The following is an 18,824-nucleotide window of genomic DNA, read 5'->3' as shown; positions in this document are numbered from 1 at the left end:
TATTGTGAATAATGGATGGTAGTATAAGGAGCCTGTAATTGGACAGATATGATATAATGGTGGGAAACTCTTTGGATTGGAGAGACACCATGGTCAATAAGACTGAACTTAAAGCAAGTGACTTGCGTCAGTTAGCGATAGACAAAATCATAGCTGCACCATTTTTGGATGATTTTAAATATCTGAAAAGCAGAAAAGTTTTGAAAAAAGAAGACAAGGAATTTATATTTGAAATTTGTTTTGGTGCGACCAAATATAGTGCGTTAAAAGTTTACATTATCGTGGAATCCAAAAGAATAAAAAAGAAATATAGTACGGGTGCTTGTTTTCACAGTGAGTTGATTGCTTTGACCAAAAAATATACGGGAAATAGGGATTACCTTGTGTCCACAGAAGCCGAAAGAGAACGAGTGATCCAAGAAATTATTGAAGATATCCACACTTTCGCGTTGCCCTTTTTCAAGCGATTTGAACATGTAGAAACACTAGCAGAACAAGTACATAAGTCAGGCTTTTTACCGCATCGCAAACGCTTTGATACATTTAATCCGTTGACGAAAAGATTCATTGATTTTTATTATCAAGGGGAGTAATGCAGCTATCAGGGGAATTTTTGTTCACACCGCGGGAAGTAAATAATTATAACCATGAGGAGAAGGATTCCCATGGGGTGGGTATTATCGTTCTAGCGGTATTAACGCTAAAGATTCTAAGCAGAGGTGGGGATGAGAGCATGTGGGGTAGTCTGACATGGATGATCGTCGGTGTGTTGTTGGTGGTGTTGGGTTGGATTGTTATGGCATGGCGTGGACGTATCAATAAACAAGCGAATGAACATCGGAGCAGTAATGTCGTTGAATTTCGTCCTCGTAAGCCCGCCCGACGATCCCGCTCTGGAAATGAAATGAAGTCTAAAGTGTCTTCTGGTCCACGCCCGAATACAAAAGCAACAGATATCCAGGCCCAAGCTGGATTTGGACTGTCTGATTCCATCCAGAGAACAGGCAAGCAAAAATGCTCCTTTTGTAAAAAAGATGATAAATTAACCTTTTATGCCGATGATAATGGTTCGCTGTATGGGGTATGCAAAGAATGTAAGCATAAGGCGGAAAGGCAGGATATGCTGCCACTTTAGTCTTATAAACTATTGAAAGACCATCATCCTATAATTATAAAAGCTCCCAACCGTATGTAAGTGTATTGGTTAGGAGCTTCTTGTTCGTGTTTTATCCCGGAACTCATTTTGCTTACTAATCGCAGTTCACTTTATGAGGAGGTATAAAGCATTTACGACAACGAGGCTCATAAGCCTCAGAGTCACCGATCATCACGATAGGTCCTACTGTAGAAGGCTTTCCATTGACCATACGTTGCGTAAATACTGCCTCCGAGCTGCCACATACAGCGCAGAAAGAAGTCAGCTTCTCGATGTCATCTGCCATAGCGAGCAGACCACCGATATAGCCGAACTCCTTGCCTCGGTAATCCAGATTCAGCCCATCAGCAATGACATGCTTTCCGCAATAAGCTAACTCTTGTATGAGCGCCATAATATGCCGGCTGAAAAACTGGACTTCGTCAAAGGCAACCACATCGGCATCCTTTGTTTCTTGCAAAATCCGCTGAACAAGCTCATCCGTGAGTTTTCTTGGAATAGAAATGGCGGGCAGCCGATAACCGATCCGGCTTACAATCTCATCTTCGGAATAACGGTTATCTTCAGCTGGTTTGTATGCAACCACCTTGCGATGCCCATATTGGATTAATTTTTGACAACGGCGAATCAATTCGCCGGATTTTTCGCTGAACATGGGGCCTGTAATAATTGTAATCCGTCCTGTAGGCAAAGCGAATTCCCCTCTCTGTAACATGTACATAACACTGCAAATCTTCATCTCCGAAAGAAAACGCCATTATAGATTACCACAATGGGCTACATACAGACTAGAGAAAATATATTGTTTTTCGACATGTTATTGTATGTTTATCTTCAAATGTAAAGGTGGTCGTCATTGCTCTGCCGCCGCGGGCGTGATATGGTGAAGCGTAGTGGAATGAAGGGAAGAGTGAAAGGCATGGACGAAAAAAATACGGATTATAGTGCGAAAAAAAGAGCATTACTGGAACAAGGACTGGTTAGCCCGCAAGTGCTGGAGCTAATCAATGAGCTGGAGACAGAGCTTGATTTTCTAAGCAAGCAAAATGAATCTTTTCGCAAGGCATTACGAGCCAAATCAGTACAAAATCCAAGAATGTCTACCAAATTACGAGACGCGCTGTATGAATGATATGGTGAGATATTTGGATGGGACTAGATGATTGGTAGCTCATGCTTAAACGTTATATTTTGTACAGTGAAATAAAGAGAGTACAATAAGCTATATATAATCAATGTTAATGGAGGAGAAACATGACTATACATTGTGATGTCGCTATTTTGGGTGGAGGAACTGGAGGGTATGTAGCAGCCATTCGCGCAGCCCAGCTCGGCAAAGAAGTGGTTATCATCGAAAAGGACAAGCTCGGCGGAACCTGTCTGCACCGTGGTTGTATTCCGAGCAAGGCTTTGCTGCGCAGTGCGGAAGTATATGCAACGATTAAAGAAAGTGCGCAATATGGAATCGAGACATCGGGAGCACAGCTTGTTTTTCCCAAGGTTCAGGAGCGTAAGGAAGCCATTGTGGAGCAATTGCACCAGGGCGTTCAATTTTTGATGCGTAAAAATAAAATTACGGTGCTGAGCGGCAAGGGGCGTGTGATTGGACCGTCTATATTTTCTCCTAAAAGCGGAGCTGTGGCTGTGGAACTAGAAGATGGTGAGATGGAGACGGTTGTCCCTGCACATCTCATTATTGCAACAGGATCACGTCCGCGTGTGCTGCCTGGACTGGAGCCGGATGGCGAATTTATTCTGAGCAGCGACGAAGCATTGACGATGGAGAAACTGCCAGCCTCCCTGATTATTGTCGGTGGTGGTGTCATTGGCGTGGAATGGGCTTCCATGCTAAATGATTTTGGCGTCGAGGTTACCGTGATTGAGGCCGCGAATCGGCTTATTCCTACGGAAGACGAGGACGTTTCGCGTGAAATGCAGCGTTTGTTAGTCAAGCGTGGTGTCAAGGTGCTGACGGGGGCGCAAGTGTTGGCTGAAACCTACGGCAAGGATGAGGAAGGCGTACAGATTGACGTGCAAAAAGGGGACGAAACCGAAACCCTCAGTGCATCCAAACTGCTCATTTCAGTAGGTCGTCAGGCGAATGTAGAAAATATCGGGCTGGAAAATACCGATATCCGCGTCGAGCGTGGGTTTATCTCGGTTAATGAGCATTTGCAGACGAATGAGTCACATATCTACGCCATCGGGGATTGCATCGGCGGCTTACAACTGGCCCATGCGGCGAGTCATGAAGGTTTGCAGGCGGTTCATCATTTGGCGGGTGAAGAGATTCATAGTGTACCCAACTATATGATTCCGCGCTGTATTTACACACGTCCAGAAGCCGCAAGCGTCGGCTTAACGGAGCAAGAAGCCCGTGAACGTGGACATCAGGTGAAGACAGGAAAGTTCCCTTTTCAAGCGATTGGAAAATCGCTTGTATACGGCAGTCGGGACGGCTTTGTCAAAGTGGTGGCTGACCAGAAAACCAATGATATTCTCGGTGTACATATGATCGGTACGCATGTGACGGATCTGATCAGCGAGGCCGCTCTTGCGCAATTGCTGGATGCTACGCCGTGGGAAGTCGGACAGTTAATTCATCCGCATCCAACGTTGTCAGAGATTTTGGGAGAAGCAATGCTGGCTGTTGATGGACAAGCGATAGGCATATAAACGTTTCACATAAATCGGTGCTTTTCTTTTTGGTGAGAAAAGGATTATAATGGGGTTAACCAGAGTTTAGTACCAGGTTTTAAGACGAGATGGTACTAGATACTGGAAGTAGGATGTTTGACATTTAAGGAGGTGCCTCAATGAGTTCTAAAGGCGCTGTAGACGCTGGCTTCAGACATGAACAGCTGGGACTTACTCACGGACAAGTTATTGATATGTACAGATATATGTTGCTCGCAAGAAGATTTGACGAGCGCAACATGCTCTTGCAACGGGCAGGAAAAATTAATTTCCACGTTTCCGGCATTGGACAGGAAGCGGCACAAGTAGGTGCAGCTTTTGCTCTGGACCGGGAAAAGGACTATTTCCTCCCCTATTACCGGGATTACGGATTCGTGCTTGCAGTTGGTATGACCCCGCGCGAATTGATGCTGTCGGCATTTGCTAAGGCAGATGACCCCAACAGTGGAGGCCGCCAGATGCCGGGGCATTTTGGTAGTAAACGGCTGCGTATCGTGACAGGCTCCAGCCCAGTAACGACACAGGTGCCGCATGCAGTAGGGGTGGCGCTGGCTGCCAAGATGCAGAAAAAGGACTTTGTATCGTTTGTTACGTTTGGGGAAGGCTCCAGCAATCAGGGGGATTTCCACGAAGGCTGTAACTTTGCGGGTGTACAAAAGCTCCCAGTCATCATTATGTGCGAGAATAACCAATATGCGATATCGGTTCCGATTCATAAACAGTTGGCGGGGAAAGTAAGCGATCGTGCACTGGGTTACGGGTTTCCTGGCATTCGTGTCGATGGCAATGATGCGCTGGCCGTATATGCGGCTGTAAAAGAAGCGCGTGAGCGTGCTGTTCGCGGTGAAGGTCCTACGCTGATCGAAGCGATGATGTACCGTCTGTCTCCTCACTCCACCTCGGATAATGATCTGGCTTACCGGACCAAGGAGGAAGTGGATGAGAACTGGGCCAAGGACGGCGTAGCCCGTATGAAGAGCTATTTGATCGAATGCGGCATTTGGGATGAGGCCAAAGATGCGGATCTATCGGCCGAACTGCTGCTCGAAGTCAAGGAAGCAATTGAATTTGCAGACAATGCGCCTTTTCCAAAGCCCGAAGATACGCTGCTGCATGTGTATGCTGATAGCGATGGGGAGGGCCGGTAACGATGGCAATTATGGAATATATTGATGCGATACGTCTTGCTATGAAAGAAGAAATGGAGCAGGATGAAACAGTTTTTGTATTAGGTGAAGATGTCGGCGTGAAGGGCGGTGTCTTTACAACAACGAAGGGGCTCATGGATCAGTTTGGTGAGCAACGTGTCATGGATACGCCGTTGGCAGAGTCGGCGATTGCAGGGGTTGCCATTGGTGCGGCGATGTACGGAATGAAGCCGATTGCCGAAATGCAATATTCGGACTTCATGCTGCCAGCGACGAATCAGATTATTAGTGAAGCGGCTAAAATCCGCTACCGCTCTAATAACGATTGGAATTGCCCTGTGGTGATCCGCGCACCCATCGGCGGTGGTATTTTTGGTGGTCTGTATCACTCTCAGTGTCCGGAATCTATCTTTTTTGGTACACCAGGTCTAAAAATTGTTGCACCATTTACACCTTATGACGCTAAAGGTTTGCTCAAAGCAGCCATACGTGACCCTGATCCAGTGCTATTTTTTGAAAATAAAAAATCCTACAAGCTGATTAAGGGTGAAGTGCCTGCGGATGATTATATCGTTCCGATCGGGAAGGCTAATCTACTACGTGAGGGTGACGATATTACGGTCATTGGATATAGCCAGCCGTTGCATTTTGTTATGCAGGCAGCGGAGGAATTGGAGAAGGAAGAGGGCATTACCGCACATGTTGTGGATTTGCGCACGCTTCAGCCATTGGACCGCGAAGCCATTATTGAGGCTGCACGACATACAGGCAAGGTCTTAATCGTTCATGAGGACAACAAAACAGGCGGTATCGGTGCCGAGGTATCGGCTATTATCAATGAGGAATGCCTGTTCGAACTGGATGCACCGATTGAGCGCCTGTGCGCTCCTGATGTGCCAGCCATGCCGATCAGTCCACCGATGGAGAAGTTCTATATGTTAAACAAAGATAAAGTGAAGGAAGCCATGCGCCGTCTAGCTATGTATTAATATAGAGCAGTTTCGGACAAAAGCATTCCAAAAGTATAGCAGGGCAGCGATAAATCGCGCCCTTCTATGATGTTAAGGAGTTGAAAAAATGTCAGACCAAACACAATGGAACGACGTGACCATGCCGCAATTGGCTGAATCGCTCGTATCTGCGACAATTGCCAAATGGCTGAAACAACCTGGTGACCCAGTAGAGCAATTCGAGCCAATTTGCGAGGTCATTACAGATAAAGTGAACGCAGAAATTCCATCCACACTGGACGGTATTATGGGTGACCTGTTGGCTGAGGAAGGTCAGACGGTAGCGGTAGGCGAATTGATCTGCCGGATTCAGACGAAGTCTGCTGCACCAGCAGCATCAACAGGGGCGACAACTTCTACACCAGCAACCGAAAGTAATGCACAAGCACACTCCCAACAGGGAGATGCTTCGGATCAATCCATGCGTGGACGTTTTTCTCCAGCCGTCCAAACACTGGCTGCCCAGCACAACGTGGATTTAAGCAAAGTGCCAGGCACAGGCATGGGGGGGAGAATTACCCGCAAAGACGTGCTGAATTTTGTGCAGCAAGGCGGTTCTCCTACACCTAGAGTGACTGATCAGACGACTGGGAGCACGCAAGCACAAGGATCTCCTTTTACGGGACTACAGCAGTCTGCCACTCAATATAGTGCACCAGTTCAACATATGGACCCAGCGATTCCGGTGCGTAACAGTGGCATTCATTTAACGGAGGCTCCAAAAGTTCCTATGGTCGAAGTTGAGGGTGGCAACAACAGATCCGAGTATTTTATTGATGTGACACCTATTCGTAGTGCAATTGCCCGCAATATGCGGCAAAGTGTTTCGGAAATTCCTCATGCCTGGACGACGATTGAAGTGGATGTGACCAACCTGGTGATGCTCCGCAACAAGATCAAAAACGAGTTCAAGCAAAAAGAAGGCATCAATATTACGTACCTTGCTTTTCTCATGAAAGCAGTCGTAAATGCAATCAAAGAATATCCGATCATCAATTCGGTCTGGGCAGTAGATAAAATTATTATTAAAAGAGACATCAATATTTCTTTGGCCGTAGGTACAGAGGATTCCGTTCTTACTCCTGTTATTAAAAAAGCCGATCAGAAAAATATTGCCGGATTGGCTCGTGAAATTGACGATTTGGCACGTAAGACTCGCGAAGGCACACTCAAACTAGACGATATGCAAGGCGGGACGTTTACCGTAAACAATACCGGTTCCTTTGGTTCAATCTTATCTTACCCGGTGATTAACTATCCGCAGGCAGCGATTCTTACCTTTGAGTCCATTGTCAAAAGACCAGTGGTTATTGATGATATGATTGCGGTGCGCTCGATGGCCAATCTGTGTCTGTCGCTGGATCATCGCATTTTAGATGGAGTGATTTGCGGACGATTCCTGCAAAGGGTTAAAGAAAATCTGGAAGGCTACACCTTGGATACGAAGCTGTACTAATCATCCGAACAGTTAGGAAAATGGACGGAGAGGAAGTGACAGGCCGTGAACAGACGACCGCTTGATGTAACCTATACGAATAGGATGGAATATGCCCGTGCTTGGGATGTCCAGAAAGAGATTGTGGGAAAGCTTGATGCGGGGGAGGCAAGAGAAACGCTAATGCTTCTCCAGCATCCGCCAACCTACACCATTGGTTCCCAGAGGCATCCTGAGCATTTGCTCCTCACACCAGAGCAGCTGAAAGAGAAGGGCATCAGCGTCTTTCAGATTGATCGTGGGGGAGACATTACATATCATGGACCGGGGCAACTTGTCGGATATCCCCTGCTTGTGCTTGGCAACCGAGAAGCGCTAAATCTGCATGGATACCTTCGAAGTCTGGAAGAAGTGATCATTCAGTTGCTGGCATCTTATGGGATCGAAGGGAGCCGTAAGCCTGAATATACGGGGGTATGGATCGGGAATCTTAAAATTGCGGCCATTGGTGTCAAATTTAACAAATGCAAACACCGTCGGGGATTCGTAACCAGCCATGGATTTGCCTTTAATATCAAGTCAGGAATACAGCATGAGGGCTTTGAAGGCATTGTTCCGTGCGGAATTCAGGAATACGGTGTGACATCATTAGAGGACTGTACACAACAGTCCTTTTCGGTGGAGCAGATTGCGAGGGAAATTGTTCCGTACTTTGAGCAGCAATTTTCATTTGCCGCGCAATGGCAAACGCATTCCTTCCAATAAAAGGTCAGGCGGGCTATTGTGTGATTGACACGGGAGCCCGCCTGTTTGTTTGTGCAGCAGCTCGTCCACACACAGCTTGTAACGGATCTTGGGGGGTTCAACCTTGAGAGGTGTAGTTGTTATAGTGGCATAATAAACGGCTCAATTACCATGAACAGCGTAGAACCAATCATAGCTGCGAGCATAACGTAGATGAAAAAACGAACCCATTTTTTGTTAGACATGTGTAACTCCTTTAGGATAGGTTTAAGTCATAGATAAGAACATCTATCCGTATTGTAGCGTAATCGGGAAAGAGAGGAAAGTTTAATGACAGTAAAAATAGTAAAAGATCGAATCGTACAGGAATTCATGGAACTCGTACAGGTGGATAGTGAAACCAAGCATGAACAGGAAATATCATGTGTTCTAAAAGAAAAGTTTAATGCACTTGGGCTGGAAGTCGTAGAAGACGATTCTCGCGAAAGAACGGGACATGGCTCTGGCAATTTGATTGTCACCTGGAAAGCTGAAGGTGTGAAGCAAGCACCCAAAATATTTTTTACCTGCCACATGGATACCGTGACTCCAGGCAAAGGCATTAAGCCGCAGCTGGGTGAAGATGGCTGGATCCGCAGTGATGGTTCAACAATTCTGGGGTCGGATGACAAGGCGGGGATTGCTGCTTTGTTCGAGGCGATTCGTGTCGTACGCGAGCAGAACATTCCCCATGGTCAAATTCAGTTCGTGATTACGGCTGGCGAGGAATCTGGTTTAATGGGCGCACGGGCAATGAAGCCGGAAGTGCTGGATTCTGACTTCGGATATGCCTTGGATTCAAATGGTGAAGTCGGTTCTATTTGTATAGCTGCTCCCACACAGGCACGTATTGAAATGAGAATTACCGGAAAGTCTGCTCATGCAGGGGTCAATCCTGAAGATGGCATTAGTGCCATTCAAGTCGCTTCTAAAGCAATTTCTAAAATGAAATTGGGACGGATTGATAAGGAGACGACCGCTAACATCGGCAGCTTCGAAGGCGGCGGCGCGACGAATGTGGTTTGCGATTTTGTGCTGATCCGTGCGGAGGCTCGCAGTATTGTGCAGGAAAAGGTTAATCATCAAATCCAGCATATGCGTGAAGCGCTCGAAACCACTACGCGTGAATTTGGTGCCCAGGGAGAGTTCCGCAGTGAAGTCATCTATCCAGCATTCAGCTTTACAGAGCATGATGAAGTTGTACAGGTTGCACAGCGAGCTATTCAAGGATTGGGATTGGCAACATCAACCTTCCATTCCGGTGGCGGCTCAGATGCTAATGTTTTCAACGGACTTGGAATTCCAACAGTGAATTTGGCTGTAGGTTACCAGAACATCCACACCACAGAGGAAAAGATCAAGGCCGATGACCTAGTGAAGGTTGCCGAAGTAGTCGTAGCTCTGATCCAAGAAACTACAAAGTAAAACTTGTTTCTCACATTTACAATAGAATTACATTTACAATATACCGAAAAAGGGTTCAGGTTAAAGAGGGGAACAGTGTTCCTCCTTTAGATCTGAACCTTTTTTGGAACGGTTAGCGAAGCAATAGTAGCTGTAGGTCCATATTCCTTTTGCCATTGACGGAGGAGGGTTTGAATCTGCCAGGCTTTGCCGACGATATGAAGGGTGGTTTCAGTACGGTAACTTTTCATTCTAAATTCTCCTTATAGCAGAATTTTAATATACTACCCCAGCATATGTTCCAAGTGGACAAGTTAGACTAATGTTGGAGATAATTAATAATGAAAAGAAAAGATAGAGGACGAAGGAGGAAACATGTCTGATGAACGATCAAACGAACGAACAAGTGAACAATCCAACCAACAATGCACCTCGCAAGCCTTATTCCAATCCTGCGCTGGAGGAAAAGACGGTGTCCACACAGCCTATCTTTGAAGGGAAGGTCATTACGGTACAGGTAGACACGGTAGAGCTTCCTGACGGGTCTACTGGAAAACGTGAAATCGTAAAGCATCCAGGTGCAGTGGCAGTTTTGGCTCTACATGAGGGAAAAATGCTGGTCGTGGACCAGTACAGACAAGCTATGGGGCGCTGTGAGGTTGAAATCCCCGCAGGCAAGCTGGAGAGAGGTGAAGACCCGATGGAAGCCGCAGGACGTGAATTGCGAGAAGAGACAGGCTATACAGCCAAATCGTTGAAGCTGCTGCACTCTTTTTATACATCTCCTGGATTTGCTGATGAAATCATATATCTGTATGCGGCCGAAGACCTGGAGCGAGGTGAGATGGAACCAGATGAGGATGAATTCCTAGAGCTATTTGAGGTGACGCTGGAAGAAGCGCACACGCTTATTCGTGAAGGGCGCATTAGTGATGCCAAAACGATCCTGGCCGTCTATGCATGGCAACTTCGCCAACAAACAGGGAGCTTCTAAGCGGATGGATACAAATATATTAGAACTTAACAACTACTTTGCAGACCTGCATATCCATATTGGCAGAACGGAAAAAGGAGCTCCGGTCAAAATTAGCGGTAGCCGTGACCTTACGTTTGCCAATATAGCCAAGGAAGCCTCCAGTCGCAAAGGGATTGAGCTCATCGGAATCATTGACTGCCATGCACCTAATGTACAGGAGGATATTCGTAGCCATTTGCATACAGGTGAAATGGAAGAAATCAGCGGTGGTGGCATTGCATATAGGGATACAGTTATTATACTTGGCACGGAGCTGGAAATCCGGGCTGAAGGTCGTCCTGAGGCTCACATACTGGCCTATTTTCCTGATCTAATGGCGATGGAGGATTTTACTCAATGGCTGGCTAAGCATATGAAAAATGTTAATCTCAGCTCACAACGGATCTACGCACCGACACGTGAGTTGCAGCAGCAGATTTATGGACGTGGAGGCATTATGGTGCCTGCGCACGTGTTCACTCCACATAAGGGGATTTATGGAAGTTCCGCAGCCCGTATGGAGGAACTGCTGGATATGGAGCTCATTAGCGGGGTGGAACTGGGACTGAGCGCAGATTCATCTATGGCCGGTTTGATTTCGGAGCTGGATCGCTTCAGCTTTCTCACAAATTCAGATGCCCATTCCCTTGGGAAAATTGGACGAGAGTACAATAAAATATCATTGGCAAAGCCATGTTTTGATGAATTCAGGATGGCTTTGGAGCGACGTGAAGGACGACGAGTGTGTGCCAACTACGGTTTGAATCCCAAACTTGGAAAATACCATCGCTCTTACTGTCAAAGCTGCGGTACGATTATTGACGAGCAGCAGATGGCGGACGAACGTTGCCCTAACTGTGGCCATACCAAGCTGGTACGGGGTGTGCTCGATCGAATCTGGAGCATTGCAGACCGTGAACAGCCTGTAATTCCCTCTCATCGTCCTCCGTACATTTACCAGATTCCGCTGGAATTTATTCCAGGCTTGGGTAAAGCCAAGCTGAACCAGCTATTAGCAGCATTCGGAACAGAAATGAATATTTTACATGAGGTTACACAGGAGGAACTGTCTAGAGTCGTCGGTAATGTGTTGGCAGAGCAGATTGTACTTTCACGCGAAGGACGCTTGGCGCTTGTATCCGGCGGGGGTGGGACATACGGAAAAATAGCGAAATCCTAGTAATGTGTCCTAGTAAAGTCTTGTCTCCGTAAAAAGGCATATCAGCGTCTGCTTGTTCATAACCTTAAAATATCTCTGCCGCTGGCTTGGCGCATCATTCGTGATGTAAGATTTGCAGCGAAAGCTGCCCCATTTCTAGCCATCAGCCGTCGGTCTACGGTTGTTTTTTGGACAAACAAGCAGATGAAAGGGGCAGGACCTGATGCAATGGTTTCGTCATACGTTAAAGGATCAGACGCCATATTATGTTTTTTTGGCTGTACTGTTTCTAGTGGGAGTTGTGTTTGGCGCACTAATGGTAAATGCACTCTCCCTGGAACAGTTACAGGATTTGTCCCGTTACCTGAAGGATTTTTTTGTGACGGTCAATCAAAACAAACAGGGCTTTGCTGATTCGCAGGCATCCTCTACCTTTTGGGATAGCGTATCTCTACATCTTAAATGGGTGGGCCTTATTTGGGTATGCGGACTTTCCGTCATTGGACTCCCGGGTATTCTTGTATTGAATTTCCTCAAGGGTGTGTTGATCGGATTTTCTGTAGGTTATATGGTCGGGCAATATTCATGGAAAGGACTATTATTTTCGTTGGTTTCCGTTGCTCCACATAACCTGCTCGTGATTCCGGTACTGCTCGTTTGTAGTGTGGCTGCGATGACTTTTTCCATTCATATGATCAAGACCAAAATACTCGCTAACCGGCCATCAGATGGGATGTTGCGTCCGTTGCTTTCTTATGCAGGATTGACTGCAGTGATGATGGTATTGCTCATCGGCAGTGCGTCCTTTGAAACCTGGGTCACCCCGGTTATGATGCAATGGGTCACTCCTATGCTGACAGCTTCCGTAACATCTTAATCTCATTTCAAAATGTTTGACTTTATTTGTATAGACCCCCTATAATAATAGGAGTGAAAAAAAGTGCAGTAGGCAGTAGCTTTGCAGGGGGAGGGAGACACATGGAAGCACGGATCGAAAAAATTAAGCAGCAGCTGCAATCCCAGGGCTACAAACTAACGCCTCAGCGGGAAGCCACCGTCAGAGTTTTACTTGAGAACGAAGATGATCATCTGAGTGCGGAAGATGTATTTATGCTCGTCAAAGAGAAAGCTCCCGAAATCGGTCTGGCAACCGTATACCGTACCCTAGAACTGCTAAGTGAACTGCATGTCGTGGAGAAAATTAATTTTGGCGATGGCGTTGCGCGTTATGATTTGCGCGGCGATACAAGCAAACATCACCACCACCATTTGATATGTGTGCAGTGCGGCAGTGTAGATGAAATACTGGAAGATTGGCTTGGGCCGTTAGAGGAGCGTTTGGAACGGGAGTATAATTTTACTGTGGTGGACCATCGTTTGGATTTCCATGGTATTTGTTATCGTTGTAAGGCGAAGAACGATACAACCGCCCAGAAAACCTCGGGCAAAACCAAGAAAAACAAATCACAGGATTAATAAGCTGACTACCCAAGCTCTCACCGACGAAGACGCGTTCGGGAGAGCTTTTTTGGTTCAGAATTTGCTTTATAGGACCAAGTGGTATAAAACGGAATAGCTTGTCATACCCTTCCATAGAGAGCCCTACATAGGGACTATATTTGGGGAAGGCGGCTGATCCACATGGTACTTTCATTGCGGAGAGGACTAAAATGGCTGCGCTTGCTGATATTGTTTGGGGCGCTGGCAATTATGTTCTTTTTTAGCCTCAGGCTGTTTACAGATTGGATAACACCTGTAGATCATTACCGAATACCAGAAGGACATGCAGTTAAGGTATTTGGCGGACAAAACGTGAATGATGGGTCCGAGCCACGAACTGCGTTGTTAGAACGCTTACGTTTCTTTTATTGGTATGGTGAGTAGTCTATGTAATCTTCGTAATCTTCATGATGAGATGACAGTATAAAGGCAGCACACAAAGAAGCAGGGGCAACAACTGAATCGCTGTATGCAGGACAAGGAGACTTTTGGAACTCATGAAAATGTATATTCAACCTTTCGTTCAATATATGGAAGAGGAGAAAGGGTTGTCGCACAGTACATTGGAAGCGTATCAGCGGGACGTACAGCAGTTTGTCGAGTTCGCAGAAAGCTGTGGTCTGGAACAGCCTGACAATGTCCAGCGGTCACATCTGGTACTTTATTTGGGACGTCTGAAGGAAGAGGGAAAAGCCGCGGCGACAATTTCACGGAGCGTTGCCTCCATTCGCTCCTTTTTTCATTTTCTCATTCGAGAAGGAATCGCGATCCATGATCCGTCCGTTCTGGTGGAGCTGCCCAAAGCCACTAAAAGGAAACCCTCGGTGTTAACGCAAGATGAAATAGAGCGTTTACTGGCAGCCCCGGATGTGAGTACCCCGCAAGGGGGGCGGGATAAGGCTATGCTAGAGCTGTTGTATGCGACAGGCATCCGTGTATCAGAGCTGATTGCCCTGAACGTGCGGGATGTACACGTTGATTTGCGCTTTGTGCGCTGTGGCGGCGAGGCTGGTAAGGAGCGTGTTGTACCGATCAGCCGTGAGGCATCACACTGGACACAAGCCTACTTGGACGAACAGCGTCCAGCATTGCTAAGATCAATGCAGGGTGAAGAGGCTCAGGTAGAGCAGGAAGCCTTGTTCTTGAATGTATCAGGTCAGCGTCTCAGTAGACAGGGATTCTGGAAAATAATCAAAAAGTACGCTCAGGAAGCAGATATAAGCAAGGATATCACGCCCCATACGCTACGGCACTCCTTTGCGGTACATATGTTGGAGGGCGGAGCAGACTTACGCTCTGTGCAGGAAATGCTGGGTCATGCTGATCTGTCAACAACGCAGGTATATGCACAGACAGCTAGACGAAACATGAAGGAAGTATATGAAATGCATCACCCTCACGGCGGCAACCGCACTTCCCATGAAAGCAAGGATCGAACGTAATGTCGCTTTGCTATCATAGAAAATGTGATCATGACTAAACTTTACGATTGTACATGTCAGGAGAGATACTTATGCAAACAGCTAACCAAGCTACAATTCAGGAAGCAGCAGATTATATCCGTGCCAAGAGCGGGATAAGTCCAGAGATTGGTCTTATTCTGGGATCGGGGCTCGGTATACTGGCCGATTTGATTCAAGATGGAGTAAGTATTCCTTATCAGGATATTCCCCATTTTCCCGTTTCAACCGTGGAAGGTCACGAGGGAGAGTTACTATTAGGCACTATTGAAGGTCGCGCTGTCGTCATGATGAAGGGGCGCTTCCATATGTATGAGGGGTATGGTCCGCAACTGACGGCTTTCCCTGTTCGGGTAATGAAGCAACTCGGGATTCAAAGCCTGCTCGTGACGAATGCGGCAGGTGGTGTAAATACGTCCTATAAAGCGGGCGATTTGATGGTCATCTCGGATCATTTGAATTTGACCGGACAAAATCCGCTGATTGGCCCGAACGATGCTGCGCTGGGCGTTCGTTTTCCAGACATGTCGGAGGCGTACAGCCGCCGCTTACGTGAAATTGCCAAACAAACGGCTACCCAACAAGGTTTCAGCCTGCAGGAAGGTGTATATGCCGGATTGCTGGGACCCAACTATGAAACGCCTGCTGAAATCGTTATGCTGCGTACACTGGGTGCGGATGCAGTAGGGATGTCGACCGTGTCTGAAGTTATTGTAGCCCGTCATGCGGGGATTGAAGTATTGGGCTTCTCCTGTATCACCAATATGGCTGCAGGCATTCTGGATCAACCTCTGTCCCATGGTGAAGTAATGGAGACGGCAGAGAAGGTTCGTGAACAATTTCTGAAACTGGTACTGGCAATTATTCCACAAATGTAGATGGAATAAAGCTTTCTGTCAGAACGGTAGACATATCCAAAGAACCCCATATCCGTGCGCCTTTTGACGGCGTAGGATACGGGGTTCTTTTTACATGCCACAGTTGAGTACCATCGTCTAGTGAAAAGGGCGTGTGCTCCATGCAGCTGTATTCGCTTTTTCTGCTAGAGCTAGTCGATGTCGCTCTTGTACTTTGATCACAATCACCATAAAGATAATCCAGTAGATGGCTAAGGAATTCAGGAAACGACTATCCGTTATATTGTTCAATACGATGAACAGGAAAAAAACGACTGCCGTCAGCCATGTATACATATCAGTTTTGCCAATTCTGAATTTAAAGAGGGTAGTTACGACGAGTATAACCGTTGCAAGTAGTCCTACAAGACCCACATCAATCCACAGATCTCGAAAGCCGCTATGGCTGCTTGTCAGATCAAAGCGGATGCCATTCGCATAAATACTGGGCCGGGCTGCCCAGAAGGAGCCGTAACCATGCCCGAACCAGTAGTGGCTCTGAATAGCACTATCAATTCCCTGCCAGATTTCCGTTCTTCCGGTTAAGGTTGTTGTTTTCCCGAATTCCGAGGCAATCGCATCTCCATAAGTAAAGGTAAGGGTCAAACCCAAAAGAACAAGTAAGCAGGAACAGCTCAGAAAGAACCCCCGCAATGCGATGCTTCGCATTCTTTTAAATAGCAATATGAACAAAATAAATACGAAGAGTGAAGATGTCAGTACCAATGAGGTGGTGGACTGGCATTTGATGAGCAATAAGGCATTGAGTAAGATGAAGCCGATATGCAAAGCCTTGCGTGTACCCCTGAAAAAATAAATGACATGTGCAACAAAACTTAACAGCGAGAGGGTTCCGAGTGTATTTTTATGACCGGAGATTCCCTTCCACAGTCCAGTATGTTCTACACCGCCATGTATGGCAAAGGAAGGAACGAGCACAACGGCGAGTAAATTGAGTACGCTCAGGATACTTAATGTAATGACTAAAAGGCGTATGCAGCCCTGAGTTGTATAATGGGTGACCAGATAGAGTCCAAAGGTGGAGAAGGCAACAAATTTGAGAACCATGAGCAAGGAAGAGGTCTGCTCTTGTTCAGCCCATAAACAGGAAGCAGCTATGTACATCATGAGTAAAGTCAGCAACGGATTATCAGCCAGGGTTGCGATTAATGACTTGAGTGAAGGTAGAAGCATGGCATAGCTGAACAATAAGATAAGCAGGGAAATCGTGATCACCCTGGGAGACAAACCCTGACAGGCAAAGGGAATCGAGAAAGCCATTAAACCGGCTACTGTGAGTATGTGTTTCACGGTTTCACCGCCCAGATACGTTATGTATCTATAATATACAAAATGTATCTCCTTGTACAATCATAATAAAATTTTTATTTTCATTTTTCTCGATCCTAGGGCAAGCCTCATTATGCATATACTCAGTCCATGCCAAGAAAATAAAGAATTCTTCGACATAGTCTGAAAGCATTTTCACGTTTTTAAACATGGGGGTGTTTGGGTGGCAGATCATTTTACAGACCGAATGAAGTTGAACTTGAGTGGTACGGGCAAAGAGTTAACGCCTCAGCAATTAAACGACAATTTTAAAGCCATTGAAAATGAATTCGTGGAACGCAGTATAAACGTAAGCTGGTTTGGAGCTGCTGGCGATGGTATTCAAGACGACACGGCAGCTTTGCAAGAATTGATTAACAAGACCCCCGATTACTCCATTCTTCACATCCCCAGTGGTCGATACAAAATAACATCTACCCTTCAAATTCGGAAGCAGGGTATGCGCATTTTTGGCATTCATAAGGGGAGATATCGACAAGGTAAGGGAGTTACTTCGATTGAATATTATGGCACCGGTCCTTGTTTCCAAATTGGAGACGAAAGTCTGCCATCGTTTAGTGGCTACCAAAATGTGCAGTTCCATGACTTATCGATTCGGTACGAAGGGACTGATACAGCCACCTTAAATAATCCGTTTTCGCAGTCTGTGAAGCGTGGATATTATGGCAAAGGTACAATAGGCATTCAGGATTGGAAAGGCGGAGGCGTTGTCCTGGATAATGTGCTGATTGAACATTTTGAAACGGCTTTTTGGGGCTATGAAAGTGATGTGAACTTATTCAAATGCACGGAGGTTAATTACAATAAAATAGGGATTCACTTGCAGAACAGAAGTTCACAGTTTACAAGCATTGCACTTTTTACACTCGGGAACGATACAGCTCTGGATCTGAACAGCTCTAACGGGGCGAGATTTATGGCTAGCCAGCACATTAAGGATGGGAGCTCCAGTGATATTCCCATTCTAATAAATGATTTTATGAATGCAGAATTTTTAGGCTGCTGGTTCGAGGGATTAAGCAGAGAACACAAGACGACAGTACCTTCTTTTATTCAAATAGGTGCTACCAAAGAAACCAAAAATGTTGCCCTGCGTGACTCTATTTTGGCGATAGCAGACAAATACGAGGACACTCAAGCTGTGTGTAACTATTTTGTGGATGTGGTCATTGGTAAAAAAGTTTTGGTGGACGAGGTGGGCGGATATCCCCGTAATCTAAAGCAGCTTATTTGTTTCTCTGGCAGCTCCTCCACACAGCAGGTGACACTTCGTTCACATTTGGATTTTAGCTATAGCAATCAACGTTATGACGAGAATAATGGGACAGGGCAAGCTTTGTTGCTCGTCGAGAAGTATTCGAATAACGGTATCGAGCATTTAAATGAAACCTTTGTCAAAGCCTACCTCGGTTCAAGGCAAAATATCCCTGCAGGTAGCTGGCAGAAAGTGAAGTTCGATCAAATCAACCATGATGAGTTGACCGAATTCGACGCATCAAATAGTCGATGGCGAGCCAAGCGAGCTGGTAAATACAGAATACAAGTCTACATCTCGACCGATCCTCAGGTAGAGGGTAACCGGACACGGCTGGCGCTTCACCTAAATGATGAGCAGCTTGCCGGAAGTTCTGCCTATGCTTATCTCGATGACAGGGTGATTGGCGGACGGAACTATGGTGCATTAAGTGGAGCAATGGAACTTAGACTCGAAGCGAATTCTTTTATTGATATACGGGTGTTTAGTCAAAACGCAGTGGATATTTTACCGGGTGGAGGTATTGCATATCTTACCGTTAGCCGACTTTAAACGT

At 46.2% G+C, this 18,824-nt stretch carries 21 protein-coding genes; 17 read left to right on the top strand and 4 right to left on the bottom strand.

The genetic code is table 11. The features are described 5' to 3' along the window. Window positions 1-38: 38 nt before the first annotated feature. Together ACQQ6X_RS05185 and ACQQ6X_RS05180 are read left to right on the top strand one after the other, a co-directional pair. Complete coding sequence (locus tag ACQQ6X_RS05185; RefSeq protein ID WP_305164487.1) at window positions 39-593, top strand: hypothetical protein; 555 nt, start codon at window positions 39-41, stop codon at window positions 591-593. Window positions 594-733: 140 nt separating this feature from the next. Continuing rightward, the gene (locus tag ACQQ6X_RS05180) at window positions 734-1,135 is read left to right on the top strand and encodes a hypothetical protein (RefSeq protein ID WP_326400987.1); all 402 of its coding nucleotides are present in this window, start codon (window positions 734-736) and stop codon (window positions 1,133-1,135) included. Between the two features lie 115 nt (window positions 1,136-1,250). On the opposite strand, the gene ACQQ6X_RS05175 is transcribed toward ACQQ6X_RS05180, so the two are convergent. Continuing rightward, the gene (locus tag ACQQ6X_RS05175) at window positions 1,251-1,847 is read right to left on the bottom strand and encodes a thymidine kinase (protein WP_187360682.1); all 597 of its coding nucleotides are present in this window, start codon (window positions 1,845-1,847) and stop codon (window positions 1,251-1,253) included. Window positions 1,848-2,054: 207 nt separating this feature from the next. On the opposite strand from ACQQ6X_RS05175, the gene ACQQ6X_RS05170 reads away from it, so the two are divergent. The 6 genes from ACQQ6X_RS05170 to lipB all read left to right on the top strand — a co-directional run bounded on the left by ACQQ6X_RS05170 (window position 2,055) and on the right by lipB (window position 8,211). Next, a complete protein-coding gene (locus ACQQ6X_RS05170) occupies window positions 2,055-2,288 on the top strand; it encodes a hypothetical protein (protein WP_430493534.1) in 234 nt (77 codons plus the stop codon). Window positions 2,289-2,410: 122 nt separating this feature from the next. Continuing rightward, on the top strand, window positions 2,411-3,832 hold the full coding sequence (gene lpdA, locus ACQQ6X_RS05165; RefSeq protein ID WP_305164484.1) for a dihydrolipoyl dehydrogenase: 1,422 nt from the start codon (window positions 2,411-2,413) through the stop codon (window positions 3,830-3,832). A gap of 140 nt (window positions 3,833-3,972) precedes the next feature. Beyond that, window positions 3,973-5,001: a thiamine pyrophosphate-dependent dehydrogenase E1 component subunit alpha gene (locus tag ACQQ6X_RS05160; RefSeq protein WP_305164483.1), complete on the top strand. Its 1,029-nt coding sequence runs from the start codon at window positions 3,973-3,975 to the stop codon at window positions 4,999-5,001. A gap of 2 nt (window positions 5,002-5,003) precedes the next feature. Next, on the top strand, window positions 5,004-5,990 hold the full coding sequence (locus ACQQ6X_RS05155; RefSeq protein WP_149033489.1) for an alpha-ketoacid dehydrogenase subunit beta: 987 nt from the start codon (window positions 5,004-5,006) through the stop codon (window positions 5,988-5,990). Between the two features lie 88 nt (window positions 5,991-6,078). After that, the gene (locus ACQQ6X_RS05150) at window positions 6,079-7,467 is read left to right on the top strand and encodes a dihydrolipoamide acetyltransferase family protein (protein WP_305164482.1); all 1,389 of its coding nucleotides are present in this window, start codon (window positions 6,079-6,081) and stop codon (window positions 7,465-7,467) included. Between the two features lie 45 nt (window positions 7,468-7,512). Continuing rightward, entirely contained in the window at window positions 7,513-8,211 is a 699-nt protein-coding gene (lipB, locus tag ACQQ6X_RS05145) for a lipoyl(octanoyl) transferase LipB (RefSeq protein ID WP_305164481.1), read from the top strand. A gap of 119 nt (window positions 8,212-8,330) precedes the next feature. Here the strand turns inward: lipB and prli42 are convergent, their stop codons facing one another. Beyond that, window positions 8,331-8,435, bottom strand: coding sequence for a stressosome-associated protein Prli42 (gene prli42, locus ACQQ6X_RS05140; RefSeq protein ID WP_142612118.1), 105 nt, complete (start codon window positions 8,433-8,435; stop codon window positions 8,331-8,333). A gap of 85 nt (window positions 8,436-8,520) precedes the next feature. On the opposite strand from prli42, the gene ACQQ6X_RS05135 reads away from it, so the two are divergent. Continuing rightward, a complete protein-coding gene (locus ACQQ6X_RS05135) occupies window positions 8,521-9,654 on the top strand; it encodes a tripeptidase T (protein WP_305164480.1) in 1,134 nt (377 codons plus the stop codon). Between the two features lie 86 nt (window positions 9,655-9,740). Here ACQQ6X_RS05135 and mciZ read toward each other — a convergent pair whose 3' ends face one another. Continuing rightward, window positions 9,741-9,884 (bottom strand): Z-ring formation inhibitor MciZ, encoded by a 144-nt coding sequence (gene mciZ, locus ACQQ6X_RS05130; protein WP_081276771.1) that lies wholly within the window; start codon window positions 9,882-9,884, stop codon window positions 9,741-9,743. 131 nt (window positions 9,885-10,015) lie between these two features. Between mciZ and ACQQ6X_RS05125 the strand changes: the two genes are divergently transcribed. The 7 genes from ACQQ6X_RS05125 to ACQQ6X_RS05095 all read left to right on the top strand — a co-directional run bounded on the left by ACQQ6X_RS05125 (window position 10,016) and on the right by ACQQ6X_RS05095 (window position 15,645). Beyond that, entirely contained in the window at window positions 10,016-10,627 is a 612-nt protein-coding gene (locus ACQQ6X_RS05125) for an NUDIX domain-containing protein (RefSeq protein ID WP_305164479.1), read from the top strand. A gap of 4 nt (window positions 10,628-10,631) precedes the next feature. Continuing rightward, a complete protein-coding gene (locus tag ACQQ6X_RS05120; RefSeq protein WP_305164478.1) occupies window positions 10,632-11,828 on the top strand; it encodes an endonuclease Q family protein in 1,197 nt (398 codons plus the stop codon). Window positions 11,829-12,030: 202 nt separating this feature from the next. After that, window positions 12,031-12,684, top strand: a complete 654-nt coding sequence (gene spoIIM / locus ACQQ6X_RS05115; protein WP_149033483.1) for a stage II sporulation protein M — start codon at window positions 12,031-12,033, stop codon at window positions 12,682-12,684. Between the two features lie 101 nt (window positions 12,685-12,785). After that, window positions 12,786-13,283: a Fur family transcriptional regulator gene (locus tag ACQQ6X_RS05110; protein ID WP_305164477.1), complete on the top strand. Its 498-nt coding sequence runs from the start codon at window positions 12,786-12,788 to the stop codon at window positions 13,281-13,283. A 165-nt stretch (window positions 13,284-13,448) separates the two neighbouring features. Continuing rightward, complete coding sequence (locus tag ACQQ6X_RS05105) at window positions 13,449-13,691, top strand: YqzK family protein (RefSeq protein WP_305164476.1); 243 nt, start codon at window positions 13,449-13,451, stop codon at window positions 13,689-13,691. 113 nt (window positions 13,692-13,804) lie between these two features. Continuing rightward, on the top strand, window positions 13,805-14,749 hold the full coding sequence (gene xerD, locus ACQQ6X_RS05100) for a site-specific tyrosine recombinase XerD (protein ID WP_305164475.1): 945 nt from the start codon (window positions 13,805-13,807) through the stop codon (window positions 14,747-14,749). A gap of 71 nt (window positions 14,750-14,820) precedes the next feature. After that, window positions 14,821-15,645 carry a purine-nucleoside phosphorylase gene (locus ACQQ6X_RS05095; protein ID WP_305164474.1) on the top strand — a complete coding sequence of 275 codons (825 nt, stop codon included), beginning with the start codon at window positions 14,821-14,823 and terminating at the stop codon, window positions 15,643-15,645. A 117-nt stretch (window positions 15,646-15,762) separates the two neighbouring features. On the opposite strand, the gene ACQQ6X_RS05090 is transcribed toward ACQQ6X_RS05095, so the two are convergent. Further along, window positions 15,763-16,974, bottom strand: coding sequence for an O-antigen ligase family protein (locus tag ACQQ6X_RS05090; protein ID WP_305164473.1), 1,212 nt, complete (start codon window positions 16,972-16,974; stop codon window positions 15,763-15,765). A gap of 202 nt (window positions 16,975-17,176) precedes the next feature. Here ACQQ6X_RS05090 and ACQQ6X_RS05085 point away from each other — a divergent pair, with 202 nt between their 5' ends. Then, window positions 17,177-18,820 (top strand): glycosyl hydrolase family 28-related protein, encoded by a 1,644-nt coding sequence (locus ACQQ6X_RS05085; RefSeq protein ID WP_305164472.1) that lies wholly within the window; start codon window positions 17,177-17,179, stop codon window positions 18,818-18,820. Window positions 18,821-18,824: the final 4 nt, after the last annotated feature.

This window comes from Paenibacillus ottowii (genome assembly GCF_050516475.1).
Classification (GTDB): Bacteria; Bacillota; Bacilli; order Paenibacillales; family Paenibacillaceae; genus Paenibacillus; species Paenibacillus ottowii.
Note: the sequence above shows the minus strand (reverse complement) of the source record. Positions and strands in the feature narration are given on the sequence as shown.

Excerpts from the sequence above, each read along its gene's own strand:
- ACQQ6X_RS05155 (WP_149033489.1), top strand. The coding sequence starts at position 5,004 with ATGGCAATTATGGAATATATTGATGCGATACGTCTTGCTATGAAAGAA.
- mciZ (WP_081276771.1), bottom strand. The coding sequence starts at position 9,884 with ATGAAAAGTTACCGTACTGAAACCACCCTTCATATCGTCGGCAAAGCC.
- lpdA (WP_305164484.1), top strand. The coding sequence starts at position 2,411 with ATGACTATACATTGTGATGTCGCTATTTTGGGTGGAGGAACTGGAGGG.
- ACQQ6X_RS05150 (WP_305164482.1), top strand. The coding sequence starts at position 6,079 with ATGTCAGACCAAACACAATGGAACGACGTGACCATGCCGCAATTGGCT.
- ACQQ6X_RS05120 (WP_305164478.1), top strand. The coding sequence starts at position 10,632 with ATGGATACAAATATATTAGAACTTAACAACTACTTTGCAGACCTGCAT.
- ACQQ6X_RS05180 (WP_326400987.1), top strand. The coding sequence starts at position 734 with ATGTGGGGTAGTCTGACATGGATGATCGTCGGTGTGTTGTTGGTGGTG.
- ACQQ6X_RS05095 (WP_305164474.1), top strand. The coding sequence starts at position 14,821 with ATGCAAACAGCTAACCAAGCTACAATTCAGGAAGCAGCAGATTATATC.
- ACQQ6X_RS05135 (WP_305164480.1), top strand. The coding sequence starts at position 8,521 with ATGACAGTAAAAATAGTAAAAGATCGAATCGTACAGGAATTCATGGAA.
- prli42 (WP_142612118.1), bottom strand. The coding sequence starts at position 8,435 with ATGTCTAACAAAAAATGGGTTCGTTTTTTCATCTACGTTATGCTCGCA.
- ACQQ6X_RS05105 (WP_305164476.1), top strand. The coding sequence starts at position 13,449 with ATGGTACTTTCATTGCGGAGAGGACTAAAATGGCTGCGCTTGCTGATA.
- xerD (WP_305164475.1), top strand. The coding sequence starts at position 13,805 with ATGAAAATGTATATTCAACCTTTCGTTCAATATATGGAAGAGGAGAAA.
- ACQQ6X_RS05110 (WP_305164477.1), top strand. The coding sequence starts at position 12,786 with ATGGAAGCACGGATCGAAAAAATTAAGCAGCAGCTGCAATCCCAGGGC.
- ACQQ6X_RS05160 (WP_305164483.1), top strand. The coding sequence starts at position 3,973 with ATGAGTTCTAAAGGCGCTGTAGACGCTGGCTTCAGACATGAACAGCTG.
- ACQQ6X_RS05125 (WP_305164479.1), top strand. The coding sequence starts at position 10,016 with ATGAACGATCAAACGAACGAACAAGTGAACAATCCAACCAACAATGCA.
- spoIIM (WP_149033483.1), top strand. The coding sequence starts at position 12,031 with ATGCAATGGTTTCGTCATACGTTAAAGGATCAGACGCCATATTATGTT.
- ACQQ6X_RS05170 (WP_430493534.1), top strand. The coding sequence starts at position 2,055 with ATGAAGGGAAGAGTGAAAGGCATGGACGAAAAAAATACGGATTATAGT.